This window comes from Microbacterium sp. (assembly GCF_035277845.1).
Taxonomy (GTDB): Bacteria; Actinomycetota; Actinomycetes; order Actinomycetales; family Microbacteriaceae; genus Microbacterium.
The window spans coordinates 1-14508 of sequence record NZ_DATEJS010000119.1 but is presented as its reverse complement, the minus strand read 5'-3'; the positions used below and the strand labels follow the sequence as shown (position 1 = coordinate 14508).

Below are 14508 nucleotides of genomic sequence, written 5' to 3'. Positions count from 1 at the left end.
CCGGTTCCTGCAGCAGCACCCGCAGACCGTCAAGGCGCTGGTGCAGGGCGACGTCGACTCGATCGCGTGGCTGAACAGCCACACGCAGGATGCCGCCTCCGTCATCAACGCCCAGCTGAAGGCCGCCACCGGCAAGCAGCTGCCCGCGCCGGTGCTCGCCCGTGCCCTGCAGCACGTGACGTTCTCGTCCGACCCGCAGGCGCAGACGTTCCAGGAGCTCGTCGACCACGGCCTCGCCGCGGGCACGCAGAAGAAGGGCTCGATCGACGGGCTGTTCGACCTGCGGCTGCTCAACGAGGTCGCGCCCGCCAAGGCGTCGGCCGACGGTCTCGGCGAGGACTGAGCGCGACATGACCTCCGCCCCCCGACTGTTCCCGAGCTTCGACGGCACCGCGCCCGCCCCGGCGGCGTCGGCCGTGCCGCCCGCCGTGCGCATCGACCACGTGTCCAAGCGCTTCGGCACGGGCCCGCTCGTGCTCGACGACATCTCGCTCGACATCGCCCCCGGCGAGTTCGTGTGCCTGCTCGGGGCGTCCGGGTGCGGCAAGTCCACGCTGCTGAACCTCATCGCGGGTCTGGATGCCCCCACCTCGGGCGGCATCCAGACCCCCGACGAGGGCTCGGCGGTCATGTTCCAGGAATCGGCGCTGATGCCGTGGCTGTCGGCGCGGCGCAACGTCGAACTGGCGCTGCGCCTGCGCGGCGTGCCGCGCGCGGAACGTGCCGACAAGGCGCTCGCGCTGCTCGAGGTCGTGGACCTGAAGGATGCCGCCGACCGCCGCCCGCACGAGCTGTCCGGCGGCATGCGTCAGCGCGTGGCCCTGGCCCGCGCCCTCGCCCAGGACCGTCCGGTGCTGCTGATGGACGAGCCGTTCGCCGCGCTCGATGCCATCACCCGCGACATCCTGCACGAGGAGCTCGAGCGGGTGTGGCGGCAGACCGGCCGCACCATCGTGTTCGTCACGCACAACGTGCGCGAGGCCGCCCGGCTCGGGCAGCGGGTCGTGTTGCTCGGCAGCCGTCCGGGCCGCATCGCGCGCGAGTGGCGGGTCACCGCGACCGCCGGCCGCCGCATCGAATCGCCGGAGGTGGTGGCGCTGTCGCGCGAGATCACCGCGCACCTGCGCAAGGAGATCAGCCGCAATGCCGCATGAGAACACCGTCTCCGCCGACCCCCGGTCGTCGAGCGAGGAGCACAGCGACCCCCGGTCGTTGAGCGAGGAGCGAAGCGACGAGACGAAACGCGACGCCCACGGCGTTTCGGCTCGCTCCGCTCGCTCAACGACCGACACCGCGGACGAGCTGCGCACCCTGGCCGCCGGGCTGGACGCCCTGCAGACGGATGCCGCGACCCGCCCCAGCGCGTGGCGCCGCATCCGCCGGTCCGTGCTCCCCCCGGTGCTCTGCGTCATCGGGCTCATCGCCGCCTGGCAGCTGTACATCGTCGTCGCGAATCCGCGTCCCGACATCGTGCCGGCCCCGGCGGACGTGCTCGACGCGCTCACCTCGACGTGGGACTCCGGTCAGCTCCAGCAGGCGGTGCTCACGAGTCTCGAGCGCGGCATCCTGGGCTTCCTCATCGCCATCGTCATCGGCACCCCGATCGGACTGCTGCTGGCCGAGGTGAAGCCGCTGCGCCGCGCGTTCGGACCGCTCATCTCCGGCCTGCAGGTGCTGCCGTCGGTGGCGTGGGTGCCGGCCGCGATCCTGTGGTTCGGGCTCAGCGACGCCACCGCCTACTTCGTGGTGCTGATGGGCGCGACCCCGTCGGTCATCAACGGGCTCATCGCGGGCATCGACCAGGTGCCGCCGCAGCTGCGCCGGGTGGGACAGGTGCTCGGCGCGAAACGCTGGAGCCTGGCATCCCTCATCGTGCTTCCCGCGGCCCTGCCCGGGTACGTCGCCGGCCTCAAGCAGGGCTGGGCGTTCTCGTGGCGCTCCCTGATGGCGGCCGAGATCATCACGATGGGCGGCACCATGGGCTTCGGCCTCGGCACGCTGCTGAACACCGCCCGCGACCTCGCCGACATCTCGTCGGTGCTCGCGACGATCATCGTCATCCTCGCGATCGGCATCCTCATCGAACTCGTCGTCTTCGCCCCGCTGGAGCGCCGCATGCTGCGCGGCCGGGGCCTGCTGCAAGGAGGAACGCGATGACCGCGGACACCGCCTCCGCCCGCGGACTCGTGCTGCTCGTCGGCGCCGGTCCCGGCGACCCGGGCCTGCTCACGCTGCGGGGCCTGCGCGCCCTGGAGTCCGCCGACGTCATCGTCGCCGACCGCCTCGGCGCGCGCGGCGTGCTCGACGGCCTGGCCGCCGAGGGCGTCGAGCTGACCGCCGAGGTCGTCGACGTCGGCAAGCGGCCCGGCCACCACGCCGTGCCGCAGGATGCCATCAACGCGCTCCTCGTGCAGCTCGCCGAGCAGGGCAAGACGGTCGTGCGCCTGAAGGGCGGCGACCCGTACGTCTTCGGCCGCGGCGGCGAGGAACTCGCCTACTGCCGCGAGCGCGGCATCGACGTGCGCGTCGTGTCCGGGGTCACCAGCGCCATCTCGGTGCCCGCGATCGCCGGCATCCCGCTCACCCACCGCGGACTCGCGACGGCGTTCACCGTCGTCACCGGCCACGACCAGATCACCGAGCTCGGCGGCGGACGCGATCACACCGTCGTGCTGCTCATGGGCATCGGCACGCTCGCCCACGCGGCGATGACCCTCGGCCGGGGCGACCGCGGGGCATCCTGCCCGGTCGCCATCATCGAGGACGGCTTCGGCGACGGCCAGCGGGTCACCGTCGGCACCCTCGAGACCATCGCGCACCAGGCCGCCGCGCGCGGCGTGCGCTCCCCCGCCGTCGTCGTGGTCGGCGACGTCGTGCGCCTCAGCCCCTACGCCCCCTCGCACTTCAGCTCGAGCGACACCGCCTCTGGAAAGGAAGCCGCCCTGTGACCTCCCTCGACCTCAACGTCGCCATCGTCGGAGCCGGCCCCGCCGGCATCTACGCCGGCAACCTGCTCTCCACCGCGGTGAAGGAGCAGGGCGGCCGCGTCGCGATCGACCTCTTCGAGTCGCTGCCCGCGCCCTACGGCCTGATCCGCTACGGCGTCGCGCCCGACCACCCCCGCATCAAGGGCATCGTCACCTCCCTGCACGAGATGCTGGATGCCGGCGTCATCCGCTTCATCGGCAACGTCGAGGTCGGCCGCGACATCGCCCTGGACGAGCTGCGCGACCGGTACGACGCCGTGATCATCGCGACGGGTGCGATCCGGGATGCCGCGCTCGACATCCCCGGCATCGACCTGCCCGGCTCGTTCGGCGCGGCGGACTTCGTCGCCTGGTACGACGGCCACCCCGACGTGCCGCGCACGTGGGACCTGCCCGAGGCATCCGTCGCGGTCATCGGCAACGGCAACGTCGCGCTCGACGTGGCGCGCGTGCTCGCGAAGCACGAGCCCGACCTGCGCTCCACCGAGGCTCCCGACAACGTGCTCGCCGGTCTCGCGGAGTCGTCGGTCACCGACGTGCACGTGTTCGGCCGCCGCGGCCCGCAGGACATCAAGTTCACGCCCATCGAGCTGCGCGAGCTCGGCGAGGTGCGCGACGTCGACATCATCCTGCACGATGAGGACTTCCAGTACCTCGAGGGCTGGGTGGCGCCGAACAACCAGTACAAGGTGATGCTGCGCACGCTCGAGCAGTGGCGCACTCGCGAGGTCGGGCAGGCGTCCCGCCGCCTGCACCTGCACTTCTACCACGCGCCCGTCGAGGTGCTGGGGTCGGCCGAGACCGGCGTCGAGGCGGTGCGGTTCGAGCGCACCGTGCCCGGCGCCGACGGGTCGGTCAGCGGCACCGGCGAGTTCCGCGAGATCGCGGTGGGCCAGGTGTACCGCGCGGTCGGCTACTACGGCACGCCCGTGGTCGACGCCCCGTTCGACGAGCGCCGCGGCGTCGTGCCGAACGTCGAGGGTCGCGTGGTCTCCGCCGACGGCTCGCCGATCGACGGGCTGTACGCCACCGGCTGGATCAAGCGGGGACCGGTGGGCCTCATCGGCCACACCAAGTCCGACGCGCTCGAGACGATCGGCCACGTGGTCGAGGACGCACTCGCCCGCGCGGGACGTTCGACAGGGGAAATCGACGCGTCCGGCGCCGAGCAGACCCCGAACGACCTGTTCGCCCTGTTGAACGACCGCGGCGTCGAGTTCACCACGTGGGAGGGCTGGCTGCAGCTCGACGCCCACGAGCGCACGCTCGGCGAGACCCACGAGTACACCCGCGAGCGGGTCAAGGTCGTCGAGCGCGAGTCGCAGGTCGAGATCTCGCGCGCGTCGGTCGCCGCGCCCGCGAACGCCTGAACGGATGCCGTCATGACCGCTTCACCGGATGCCGCATCGGCCGAACTCCACGTCGACGTGCTCATCGTCGGCGGGGGCCCGGCCGGGCTCTCCGCCGCGCTGAACCTCGGCCGCGCCCGGGCGACGGTCGCGGTCATCGACGCCGACCGGCCGCGCAATGCGGCGACGCTCGTCTCGCACGGGTTCCTCACGCGCGACGGCATCCCGCCGCAGGAGCTGCGGGCCATCGCCCGTGAGGAGCTGGCCGCGTACCCGAACGTGGTGGTGCACCGCCGCACGCGCGTGACGTCGGTCGAGCGCGATGCGGACGGGTTCGTCGCGGCGGTCCACGGCCGGGGTGCCCCGGCCGTCATCCGCGCGCGCTCGGTACTCGCCGCGACGGGCCTGCGCGAGACCCTGCCGGACGTGCCGAACATCCGCGGCTTCTACGGCATGAGCCTGTTCAGCTGCGCGGCCTGCGACGGGTGGGAGCTGCGCGACCAGCCGCTCGCCCTGATCGGCCAGACCCCCGACCTCGCGGGCCGTGCCCGGCTCGTGGCCCGCTGGTCGGACAACCTCATCGTGTTCACGCACGGCGCCGACGTGGTGGATGCCGCGGACGAGGCAGAGCTCGTGGCATCCGGCATCCGCGTCGTCCGGGAGCCCATCACCGAGCTCGTCGGCGACCGCGGCATCCTGACCGGGATCACCGTCGCGTCGGGCGAGACCGTGCCGATCGTCGGCGGCTTCGTGCGGCCGCTGTGGGACCCGGCGGTGGAGTTCCTCGACGGGCTCGACGCCGACACGGACACCCACGGTCACCTCGCCGCCGACCGGTCGGGCCGCACGAGCGTGCCCGGCCTGTATGCCGCGGGGGATGCCGCCGCCCCCGGACCGCAGCAGCTCATCGTCGCCGCCGGCCAGGGTGCCCGCGCCGCCGCTGTGATCATCCACGACCTCGTCGGCGTCGTCACCGCCCACTGACCCGCACCCGCGCCCCGCGCCCGCGCCCCGCGCCCGCGCGCCCCCTCTTCCCTGTTCAAGGGTCACGATCTGCTGGTAGACGTATCCATTCGTGACCCTTGAAGGGACTTCACACTCCTGAACGGGCCCTCAAGACGCATTCAAGGGTCACGATCTGCGGGCTTCAGCAGCAGATCGTGACCCCTGAAGACTCAGGACCCCTGAAGACTCAGGGCCCCTGAGCATGACGTCATGACCGTTCAAGGGTCACGATATGCGGGCGCAAGCAACCAAACGTGACCCTTGAACAGACTCGGATCCCCTCAAGGGGTCATGAACACACTTCAAGGGTCACGATCTGCGGGCACGGGCAACCAAACGTGACCCTTGAACGGAGTGCAGCGGGCGCCGACGCGGGCTATTCGCCGTAGGCGCCGGCATCCGTCACGCCCACGTCGGTGACGTGGAAGTTCTGGAACGAGCGGGACGCGGTCGGCCCGCGCTGGCCCATGTAGCGGTTGCCGTACACGCCCGATCCGTACGGCGCCTCCGCCGCGGACGACAGCCGGAAGAAGCACAGCTGCCCGATCTTCATGCCGGGCCAGAGCTTGATCGGCAGGGTGGCGACGTTCGACAGCTCGAGGGTCACGTGCCCCGAGAATCCCGGGTCGATGAATCCGGCCGTCGAGTGGGTCAGCAGCCCGAGCCGGCCGAGCGAGGACTTGCCCTCGAGCCGCGCGGCGATGTCGTCCGGCAGGGTGACCTGCTCGAACGTCGAGCCGAGCGCGAACTCGCCCGGGTGGAGGATGAACGGCTCGTCGGGAGCGACCTCCACGAGGTGCGTCAGGTCGGGCTGCGGGGTCGCCGGGTCGATGAACGGATACTTGTGGTTGTCGAACAGCCGGAAGTACCGGTCGAGCCGCACGTCGACGCTCGACGGCTGCACCATCGCCGGATCCCACGGGTCGAGCCCGATCCGCTCGTCGTCGATCTCGGCCCGGATGTCGCGGTCGCTCAGCAGCACCGTCCCAGCCTACCGACGGCCTCCCGGCCCGCACAGGCCGGCGTAACGAAGGAGGATCCGGGCGACACGCCGGTCCAAGATGCTGCTGCCCGGCGTGTCCCACGGAACCTCCGACGTTCGGGCGAGGCACCCGACACCCGCCCGCCATCCGGCATCCACCTGCCCGACACCCGGCACCCGGCATCCGCGCGCCCGGCCCCTCAGCGGCCGAGCCCACCGGTCGCCGCGATGATCGCGAGCGACGTCGCCGTCACGAGCACCCACAGGATCGCGCCGAGCACGAGCGGCCGCCAGCCGGCGCGGCGCAGGGCCGGCAGGTCGGTGGACAGTCCGATGCCGGCGAGCGCGGTCGCGATGAGGAACTGGCTGACCTGCACGAGTCCGGCCCGCAGATCCAGCGGGATGACCCCTGTCGAGTTCAGCAGCGCCACCATGACGAACCCGACGAGGAACCACGGCACGAGGCCCAGCACGCGTCGCGGGGTCATCCGGATGCCGCCCGCCGACCGACGCGCCTCGATCACCGACAGCCCGATGCTGATCGGGATGATCATGAGCGTGCGCACGAGCTTGACGACGACGGCGAATCCGAGCGCGGCGGCGCCGAACACTCCGGCGGTCGCCACGACCGAGCTGGTGTCGTTGACGGCGGTGCCGGCGAGCAGGCCGAACGTGTGCGGATCCAGCTGCAGGGCGTGTCCGAGCAGCGGGAAGAGCACGATGGCGAGCACGTTGAACAGGAAGATCGTGGAGATCGCGTAGGCGACCTCGGCGCTGGCGGCGCCGATCACGGGCGAGACGGCGGCGATGGCGGATGCCCCGCAGATGCCGGTCCCCACCCCGACGAGCGTGCGCAGCCGCGGCTCGATCCGCAGGGCACGCCCGACGAGCCACGCACCGGTGAGGCATACCGCGAGCGTCCCGAGCATGACCGGCAGCGACTCGGCGCCCACCTGCAGGATGATCGGCAGCGACAGCTGTGCGCCGAGCAGCACGACCGCGACCTGCAGCAGGAACGTGCTCGAGAAGCGGATGCCGGGCTCGAGGCGTGCCGCGGGGCGACGCACGAGCGCGATGACGACCCCGATCACCACGGCCGGCAGCGCGGAGCCGGCCACGGGCACCAGGCGCCCGACGACGGTCGCGACGGCGGCGGTCGCCACGCACGCGCACACCCCGGCCGACACATCCACGGCACGCAGCGACAGGCGCCGGGGAAGCGTGGGCAACGGAGCGACGTTCATGACTCCACGTTCGCGCGCCTCCGCGATCCCCGGTAGACGGCTCCCGTCGATGGGGGTACAGTCCAGGTTTGTATCTGAAGCCGTCGAGCGAGCGCGCCGCCGCGCGACGAGACGCACGTCCACGACCTGCATCCGCGTCTCGTCTCGTCTCGCTCTGCTCGCTCAACGACCGCCCCACCCCAAGGAGCCGCATGCAGCACGTGCCCGAGATCGACGCGCTCGAGCTGCTCGCCGCCGTCGTGCGCCGCGGCTCCATCGCGGCCGGGGCGCGGGATCTCGGCATCACGCAGCAGTCCGCGTCCGCCCGCATCCGCGGGCTCGAGCGCCGGCTGGGGCTGGAGCTGTTCCGCCGGTCGCCGCAGGGCACCCATCCCACCCCGGCGGGTGAGACCGTGGCGTCGTGGGCCGAGGAGGTGCTCACCGCGGCCGCGCACTTCAGCTCGGGCGTCGAGATGCTCCGGGACGAGCACCGCCGCGAACTCACCGTCGCGGCGAGCCAGACCGTCGCCGCCCACCTGGTGCCGCGCTGGCTGGTCGCCCTGCGTGCGCGTCAGGATGCCGCCGGCCGCATGCCCACCGCGGTGCGCCTGATCTCGGCCAACAGCGCGCAGGTCGCCGACCTCGTGCGCGACGGCCGCGCCGACCTCGGCATCATCGAGTCGTCCCGGCTACCGTCGGGTCTCGCGCGCACGCGGCTCGCGACCGACGAACTGGTGCTTGTGGTCGCCCCGGGGCATCCCTGGAGCGGGCGCACGGTCGCCCTGCCGGAGGTCGCGGACACCCCGCTGGTCGTGCGCGAGGAGGGCAGCGGCACACGCTGGGCGTGGGAGGATGCCGTGCGCGACCGGCTCGGGCGCGACCCCGCCCCACCGGCGATCGAGCTGCCGGCATCCGCCGCGGTCCGCTCCGCCGTCGTGGAGGGACTCGCCCCGGCACTGCTGTCGCGGCTCGCCGTCGCCGACGACCTGCGCCTCGGGCGGCTGCAGGCCGTGCCCATCGCGACGGAGCCGCTCACCCGCCCGATCACGGCTCTCTGGCGCGGCGGCCCGCGCGACCTCGCACCCGCGAGCCGGGAGCTGCTCGACGTCGCCGTCGCCGTGGTCCGCGGCGGCGGAGGCCTCTGAACGGCCGTTCATCCGGCGGTCGCGCGGCGTTCACCACCCGCTGGCAGGCTCTGTCGCGGCCGGTCCGCAGACCGGACCTCCACCCGCCGACTCAGGAGCCGCCATGTTCTCCCGCCCTCGTAAGCTCTCCCTGATCGCCGGCGGCGTGGTGGCAGCCGGCCTGCTCGGCCTCTCCGGCGCAGCCGTGGCCCAGACGCTCGCCGACGGCTGGCCGTACGCACAGAGCACCCCGCCCGCAGCGGCAGACCAGGGCGCCGGCCGCACCTTCACACTGGCGGCTGTCGGCGACATCGCGTGCGAGCCCGACGACGCGCAGAACGCCGGCACCCCGAGCGCGCTCAAGTGCGGCAGCCCGACGCTGGGCGGCTACGACGCCGAGTTCGCGACGGCGAAGCAGGCCGACGCGATGCATCCGGATGCCGTGGCGCTGCTCGGCGACGAGCAGTACCAGGTCGGCAAGCTCAGCGACTTCGAGGGCTCGTTCGAGCAGGCGTGGGGCGGCCTGAAGTTCCTGGCGCATCCGGCGCCCGGCAACCACGAGTACTACGCCTACACGAAGAAGGGCGACCACGAGGCCGGGCAGAACGGTGACGGCTACTTCGCCTACTTCAACGGGCACGACCAGGACGGCGTCCCGAACGCCGCCGGGCAGGCCGGGGCCGACACCGACACGAACCAGGGCTGGTACTCGTACGACCTCGGCAACTGGCACATCGTCTCGCTGAACGCCGAGTGCAACTCCCCCGCGTTCGGCGACGACTGCTCCACGACCGGCGACGGGCTGTTCGCCCAGGAGACCCGCTGGCTCGCCCAGGATCTGCGCGACAACGCCCGGCCGTGCACGATCGCCTACTGGCACCAGCCGACGTTCAGCTCCACGAGCACCGGAACGGCGACGGTGGCCGCCTCCGCTCCCGGCGTCGACAGCGCGGAGGGCGCCGCAGCGGATGCCTGGTGGAAGCTGCTCTACGACAACCACGCGACGCTCATCCTGAACGGCCACGAGCACGCCTACGCCCGCCTGCAGCCGATGGATCCGGCGGGCCGCGTCGACCCGAAGCACGGGATCCCCGAGTTCATCGTCGGCACCGGCGGCGAGGCCGTCGACACCACCGCGGTGAACAGTGACGACAGTTACGCCAACCCGAATGTCGTCACCGCGTTCGACCAGGGCTACGGGGTCATGGACCTCACGCTGAAGCCCAGCGGCTACGCGTTCTCGTATCGGCCGGCGATGACGGCGCCCGGCGCCCCCGCATCCGCGATGTCGTACGAGGACAGCGGCGCCGGCACCTGCCGCGGCTGACCTGCGGGCACGGCGAGTCGACGACGGATGCCGAGGGGCATCCGGTCATCCGCATCACGCCCGAGCGGGTGATCAGCTTCGGCCTCGACGATCCGGGCGGCGGCGGATCAGCCAGTACGGCGGCGGATCCTCGCTCGGACTGAGCGGGGTGTAGGCGCGCCAGACCGAGAAGAACCGGTAGCCGGCGTACCCGATCCCCGCGACGGTGATGCACAGCCCCACCACCACCCCGACGGCGATCGCTCCCGCCAGGGGCACGCCGAAGGCCGCACACAGTCCACCGCAGAACATGCCCGCCACGGTCGCGTTGACGAGCACGCTGAGCAGCGACGACGACGCCAGGATCTGCTCCACCGACCCCCGGTGCCGCAGGAACGAGTACGTGATCCGCATCCCGAGCTCGTCGTCGTTCGTGGATGCCAGGAAGTATCCGGCCGCGACCGGGTCGATGTCGGCGTACCCGGCGCGGATCCGGTTCATCGCCGTGACGTACATGAAGTCCTCCTCCGACACGGCGAGCACCCGCATGAGCGAGAGCAGACCGACAGCGGTGAGGAAGCCGAGGATGCCGAGGGCCGCGGCCGGGAACCACGACGCGAAGTGGGATGCCTGACCGAGCAGACCGATCGTCACCAGACCGGCCGAGACGAGCGTCAGATGGATCGTGATCCGGGTGAGCACCTCGCTCTGCGCGGTGCTGCGCGCGGCGAGCAGCCCCCAGTGCTCCGTCGCGAGAATCTGCAGTCGCCGGGCGAGTTGCGCGTCGTCGTCGCCGTCGGCGGCATCCGTCGCCATGATCCATCTTCCCACCGGGGATTTCCCCGCGGAAGACCCGGCGACGGATGCGTCGGCGTCAGCCCTTCAGCTGCTGGTCGGTGTTCGTGTAGATGATCTCGTCCGCGCGCGTGCCGACGAGCCCGAGCGTGGCACGCAGCAGGGTGGGTGTGATGCCGTCTTTCGGGGGCGGCGTGTCCGCGCCGAGTGTCAGGGACGTGCCGGCCGAGTCGGTCGCGGTGACCGAGTTCAGGTAGACGGTGACGTCGCCCTTCAGCTGCATCCGGTCGGCCTTCGTGATGAGCATCGGACCGGTGGCCTTGCGCACGGTGAGGGCGAAGCCGTCCATCGTGATGCTGTCGGCGCGCAGGCGCAGCACCGGGATGCGCGTCCCGTCGGCGAGCGCGACGCTCACCAGGGCCATGCCCTTCAGGCCGGTGAACGACAGCGAGTCCACGCCGAGCTGCGCGGACGGCTGCGTGAACACCATGCTGTCGTCCTTGGGGAGTGCCGAGACCGGCACCGATTGCTTCTTCGCCGACGTCCCGGGGATGATCCCGGGCGCCGGAACGGGCAGGATGCCGCCGGGCTGCAGCCCGCCCACGCCGCCGGGCAGGCTCGGCGCCGGCAGCGGAAGGGTCACGCCCGGCAGGGATGCGCTCGGCGTCGGAGTGGGCGTCGGTGTCGGAGTCGACCCGGGCGTCGGGCTCGGGCTGGAGCAGGGCAGGATGATGGGGATGCACAGCTGGGCGGATGCCGGCGCGGCCGTGGCCACGCTGCCGCCGGCGACGAGGCATCCGACCGCGAACGCGGAGCCCACCAGCAGGGGAACGCGTCGGCGACTCACGCGGCGGCGTCCGTGGTGTCGGCGCCGTCGGATCGGGCGCGGCGAAGCACAGCCGGCGCCGGGGCGTCCTCGGCGGCATCCGCGCCATCGGCATCCTCGTCGTCAGCACCCGCGTCGAGTCCGGCCGCCTGCGCCCGTGCCGCCCGCGGCATCCACGCGACGACGAGGATGCCGCCGACGCAGCCGAGCAGCATCCCGAGCACGAACCCGCCCAGGTTCACGCCGACGAGCGAGTAGACGGCCACCACCAGCGCGATCACGCCGTAGAACACGTGGTGGGCGGGCATGAGGATCGCGAGCAGGCCGAGCAGCAGCAGCGCGACCGGGATCACCGTCGCCTGGAACCCCTCGATGCCGAGCTGCACGTGGATGTTGCCGAGATCCAGCTGGCTGGACAGGAAGATCTCGACGCCGGCGAGCATCGTGAGCACGCCGCCGACGAACGGGCGGGAGCGGTACCACGCACCGAAGCCCGACGTCGGTGCCGCGTCGGGGCGACGGTGCGGGCCGTTCAGAAGCATCCCTTCGATCCGTCCGTCAGAGCCACGGTCATGCCCGTGAGGGTGAACACCGACGCCTGGGTGCTCCACGCGGTCTGCTCGACGCCCGCGATGCGGACGGTGTCGGAGTCCTGCGCAAAGTCCCCGACCGAGCCCTTCGCCGTGGTGTTCACGTCGGAGGCGTCGACGCCGATGCGGATGTGGCCGAACGTCGCGTTCCCCTTCAGGCCCGTCATGCCGATCTGCAGGTCGCTCGCGGTCGCCGGGTGTCCCCCGCCGCCCGCCGTGATGCGCACGCCGACCTTGCCGAGCGGGGTGTCCGCCGAGACGGCCTGGCAGAGGTCGTAGAGCTTCGCGGACTTGATGTTCGCGATCGCGACCGCGTGCGCACCGCCCTTGGCGTCCTTCGCGACGCCGGAGTACTGGGAGAACCCGGTGCCGTCGAGCAGCGAGGCGCCCATCTGGAACTGGCTGCCTGATACCGCGAACGAGACGGGCACGGCCCCCTGGGCGACGCCGGAGGTCAGCAGGGTGACGGCTGCGGCGACGGGGATCGCGGTCAAGATGACCCGCCCGCGGTGCGACCGGGCGAAGGTGCGGAACTTCATCGTGTCTCCTCTATGACGCGGGGCGACGACGATGTGGCCCCCAGTCCACGACTCTAGAGACGTAATTGACAACCAGTCAATTAGTCCGGGATTAGGCTTCTCTCATGTCCGCGCCCAGTCGCCGACGGCTCACGCCGGATGAGCGTCGCGCCCAGCTCGTGGCGCTCGGCGTGAACTTCCTCGCGGAGCACCCGATCGACGAGCTCACGATGGAGGTGCTCTCCGAGCAGGCCGGGGTCTCGCGCGCCCTCGTCTTCCACTACTTCGGCTCCCGCAACGGCCTGCACCGCGACGTCGTCGCGACCGCCCGCGACAGCCTGCTGCGGGCGAGCGAGCCGCGCCCCGAGCTGCCGCCGGCCGAGCGCTTCCGCGACACGCTGACACGCATCGTCGAGTTCGTCCGCGACCACCGCGGCACGTTCTATTCCCTCGTTCGCGGCGTGGCGAGCGGGGATGCCGCCGTGCGCTCCGTCATCGACGAGTCGCGCGCCGAGAACGCGCGCCGGCTGCTGGAGGTCTACCTCGAGCAGGGATGCCCCGACACCGACCTGCTGCGCGTCGCGCTGCGCTCGTGGGTCGGGTTCGCGGAGGAGCTGATCGTCGAGCTCGTCGTCGAGGCGGAGCATCCGGTCGCCGAGGTCGTGGCCTTCCTGGAGAAGTCCGCGGACGGCGTCGTGGCGGCGGTCCCCCGCTGAGTGGGTGCGAGAATCCTTCCATGACGAAACCCGCGCCGTCCCGAACGGCCAAGGTGACGCGGCGGGTGTTCCTGAGCGCCGGCGTGTCCGCGCTCGCGCTCGGCGGGATCGCCGCGGGCGTGAACGCCGGGGTGCTGCCGGGGCGGACCACCATGTACTCCCTGCTCGGACTCGATGGTCCCGCAGGCGCCATCCCGCACATCGCGGACGTGCCGCTGGTCGCCGGCTCCTTCGTCTCGGCGAAGCGGAAGGGCATCACGACCGGGTGGACGGTGGCAGCGCCCGCGGGTGCGCGGAACGTGCCGGTCGTGGTCGCACTGCACGGCTTCGGCGGGCACCACGACTCGCTGTTCGGCAACGCGCTGGGGCTCGACCGGTTCCTCGCGGCGCACATCGCGAAGGGTGGCAGGCCGATCGCGATCGCCGCCGTGGACGGCGGCAACCGGTACTGGCATCCGCGTCGCGACGGCGACGACCCGGCGGGCATGGTCGTGGACGAGTTCATCCCGCGTCTCAACGAGATGGGATTCGACACCGGCCGCCTCGCCTTCACCGGCTACTCGATGGGCGGCTACGGCGCGCTGCGATTCGGCTGGAAGCTCGGCCCGGAGCGCGTGAAGGCGGTCTCGGCGCTCAGCCCCGCCCTGTGGACCACGGCGCGGGCGGCGGCGAGCATCGCGTTCGACAGCCCCGCGGACTACGCCGCCAACGACCTGTACGGGCGACAGAGCCGACTCGAGGTCCCGGTGCGCATCGACTGCGGTACCGGCGACGGCTTCCAGTCGGCCGTGCGCGCCTACGTGGACGGGTTCCCGAAGCATCCCGCCGGTGGCTTCGAGGCGGGCGGACACGACTATCGGTTCTGGCGGCGTCTTGCGCCCGCCCACGTCGCCTTCCTGGCGGAGCAGCTGTACAGCTAAGGGGTCGGCGGAAGCGGCGGCTCCTGCGGATTCGGCGCAAGCGGCTCATCCGGAGCGGGCACGGTCGGCTCCTCCGGCGGCATCGGTGCCGGCTGCCCCGGATGCGGTTCCGCAGGCTCATGCGGGTCGGCCGGGTCCGGGTCGAGCGGCGTGGGCGGCGCACCCGG

Annotated in this window: 15 protein-coding genes and 1 pseudogene; 10 read left to right on the top strand and 6 right to left on the bottom strand. The window is 72.0% G+C overall.

Going from position 1 to position 14508, the window contains the following annotated elements; all coding sequences use genetic code 11:
• The 6 genes and pseudogenes from VJR25_RS05120 to VJR25_RS05095 form a co-directional block, all read left to right on the top strand.
• Positions 1-343 (top strand): annotated as a pseudogene (locus VJR25_RS05120) (sulfonate ABC transporter substrate-binding protein); the annotation flags it as partial.
• Positions 344-350: 7 nt separating this feature from the next.
• A complete protein-coding gene (locus VJR25_RS05115) occupies positions 351-1154 on the top strand; it encodes an ABC transporter ATP-binding protein (RefSeq protein WP_324113194.1) in 804 nt (267 codons plus the stop codon).
• Complete coding sequence (locus tag VJR25_RS05110) at positions 1144-2157, top strand: ABC transporter permease (protein WP_324113192.1); 1014 nt, start codon at positions 1144-1146, stop codon at positions 2155-2157. The genes VJR25_RS05115 and VJR25_RS05110 overlap by 11 nt, the downstream gene beginning before the upstream one ends.
• Positions 2154-2948, top strand: coding sequence for a uroporphyrinogen-III C-methyltransferase (gene cobA / locus VJR25_RS05105; RefSeq protein WP_324113190.1), 795 nt, complete (start codon positions 2154-2156; stop codon positions 2946-2948). The genes VJR25_RS05110 and cobA overlap by 4 nt, the downstream gene beginning before the upstream one ends.
• Complete coding sequence (locus tag VJR25_RS05100; RefSeq protein WP_324113188.1) at positions 2945-4357, top strand: FAD-dependent oxidoreductase; 1413 nt, start codon at positions 2945-2947, stop codon at positions 4355-4357. The genes cobA and VJR25_RS05100 overlap by 4 nt, the downstream gene beginning before the upstream one ends.
• 12 nt (positions 4358-4369) lie before the next feature.
• Positions 4370-5320, top strand: coding sequence for an NAD(P)/FAD-dependent oxidoreductase (locus tag VJR25_RS05095; protein WP_324113186.1), 951 nt, complete (start codon positions 4370-4372; stop codon positions 5318-5320).
• 397 nt (positions 5321-5717) lie between these two features.
• Here VJR25_RS05095 and dcd read toward each other — a convergent pair whose 3' ends face one another.
• Positions 5718-6323: a dCTP deaminase gene (dcd, locus tag VJR25_RS05090; protein ID WP_324113184.1), complete on the bottom strand. Its 606-nt coding sequence runs from the start codon at positions 6321-6323 to the stop codon at positions 5718-5720.
• Positions 6324-6523: 200 nt separating this feature from the next.
• Positions 6524-7567 (bottom strand): YeiH family protein, encoded by a 1044-nt coding sequence (locus VJR25_RS05085; RefSeq protein ID WP_324113182.1) that lies wholly within the window; start codon positions 7565-7567, stop codon positions 6524-6526.
• Positions 7568-7758: 191 nt separating this feature from the next.
• On the opposite strand from VJR25_RS05085, the gene VJR25_RS05080 reads away from it, so the two are divergent.
• Together VJR25_RS05080 and VJR25_RS05075 are read left to right on the top strand one after the other, a co-directional pair.
• The gene (locus tag VJR25_RS05080; RefSeq protein ID WP_324113180.1) at positions 7759-8691 is read left to right on the top strand and encodes a LysR family transcriptional regulator; all 933 of its coding nucleotides are present in this window, start codon (positions 7759-7761) and stop codon (positions 8689-8691) included.
• Positions 8692-8794: 103 nt separating this feature from the next.
• Positions 8795-9997 carry a metallophosphoesterase family protein gene (locus VJR25_RS05075; protein ID WP_324113178.1) on the top strand — a complete coding sequence of 401 codons (1203 nt, stop codon included), beginning with the start codon at positions 8795-8797 and terminating at the stop codon, positions 9995-9997.
• Between the two features lie 72 nt (positions 9998-10069).
• On the opposite strand, the gene VJR25_RS05070 is transcribed toward VJR25_RS05075, so the two are convergent.
• Genes VJR25_RS05070 through VJR25_RS05055 form a run of 4 tightly spaced genes read right to left on the bottom strand, consistent with a single transcriptional unit; the run spans position 10070 to position 12726 of the window.
• Positions 10070-10807, bottom strand: a complete 738-nt coding sequence (locus tag VJR25_RS05070) for a hypothetical protein (protein ID WP_324113176.1) — start codon at positions 10805-10807, stop codon at positions 10070-10072.
• A gap of 43 nt (positions 10808-10850) precedes the next feature.
• Positions 10851-11618 (bottom strand): hypothetical protein, encoded by a 768-nt coding sequence (locus VJR25_RS05065; RefSeq protein ID WP_324113174.1) that lies wholly within the window; start codon positions 11616-11618, stop codon positions 10851-10853.
• Positions 11615-12139, bottom strand: coding sequence for a DUF6114 domain-containing protein (locus VJR25_RS05060; protein WP_324113172.1), 525 nt, complete (start codon positions 12137-12139; stop codon positions 11615-11617). The genes VJR25_RS05065 and VJR25_RS05060 overlap by 4 nt, the downstream gene beginning before the upstream one ends.
• Positions 12130-12726, bottom strand: coding sequence for a DUF6230 family protein (locus tag VJR25_RS05055; protein ID WP_324113170.1), 597 nt, complete (start codon positions 12724-12726; stop codon positions 12130-12132). Before VJR25_RS05055 ends, VJR25_RS05060 begins: the two co-directional genes overlap by 10 nt.
• Before the next feature lie 104 nt (positions 12727-12830).
• On the opposite strand from VJR25_RS05055, the gene VJR25_RS05050 reads away from it, so the two are divergent.
• Together VJR25_RS05050 and VJR25_RS05045 are read left to right on the top strand one after the other, a co-directional pair.
• Positions 12831-13421, top strand: coding sequence for a TetR/AcrR family transcriptional regulator (locus VJR25_RS05050; protein ID WP_324113168.1), 591 nt, complete (start codon positions 12831-12833; stop codon positions 13419-13421).
• Positions 13422-13441: 20 nt separating this feature from the next.
• The gene (locus tag VJR25_RS05045; protein ID WP_324113166.1) at positions 13442-14341 is read left to right on the top strand and encodes an alpha/beta hydrolase; all 900 of its coding nucleotides are present in this window, start codon (positions 13442-13444) and stop codon (positions 14339-14341) included.
• Positions 14342-14508 lie beyond the last annotated feature (167 nt).

Excerpts from the sequence above, each read along its gene's own strand:
- VJR25_RS05075 (WP_324113178.1), top strand. The coding sequence starts at position 8,795 with ATGTTCTCCCGCCCTCGTAAGCTCTCCCTGATCGCCGGCGGCGTGGTG.
- VJR25_RS05110 (WP_324113192.1), top strand. The coding sequence starts at position 1,144 with ATGCCGCATGAGAACACCGTCTCCGCCGACCCCCGGTCGTCGAGCGAG.
- VJR25_RS05060 (WP_324113172.1), bottom strand. The coding sequence starts at position 12,139 with ATGCTTCTGAACGGCCCGCACCGTCGCCCCGACGCGGCACCGACGTCG.
- VJR25_RS05085 (WP_324113182.1), bottom strand. The coding sequence starts at position 7,567 with ATGAACGTCGCTCCGTTGCCCACGCTTCCCCGGCGCCTGTCGCTGCGT.
- VJR25_RS05050 (WP_324113168.1), top strand. The coding sequence starts at position 12,831 with ATGTCCGCGCCCAGTCGCCGACGGCTCACGCCGGATGAGCGTCGCGCC.
- VJR25_RS05115 (WP_324113194.1), top strand. The coding sequence starts at position 351 with ATGACCTCCGCCCCCCGACTGTTCCCGAGCTTCGACGGCACCGCGCCC.
- VJR25_RS05080 (WP_324113180.1), top strand. The coding sequence starts at position 7,759 with ATGCAGCACGTGCCCGAGATCGACGCGCTCGAGCTGCTCGCCGCCGTC.
- cobA (WP_324113190.1), top strand. The coding sequence starts at position 2,154 with ATGACCGCGGACACCGCCTCCGCCCGCGGACTCGTGCTGCTCGTCGGC.
- VJR25_RS05055 (WP_324113170.1), bottom strand. The coding sequence starts at position 12,726 with ATGAAGTTCCGCACCTTCGCCCGGTCGCACCGCGGGCGGGTCATCTTG.
- VJR25_RS05045 (WP_324113166.1), top strand. The coding sequence starts at position 13,442 with ATGACGAAACCCGCGCCGTCCCGAACGGCCAAGGTGACGCGGCGGGTG.
- VJR25_RS05095 (WP_324113186.1), top strand. The coding sequence starts at position 4,370 with ATGACCGCTTCACCGGATGCCGCATCGGCCGAACTCCACGTCGACGTG.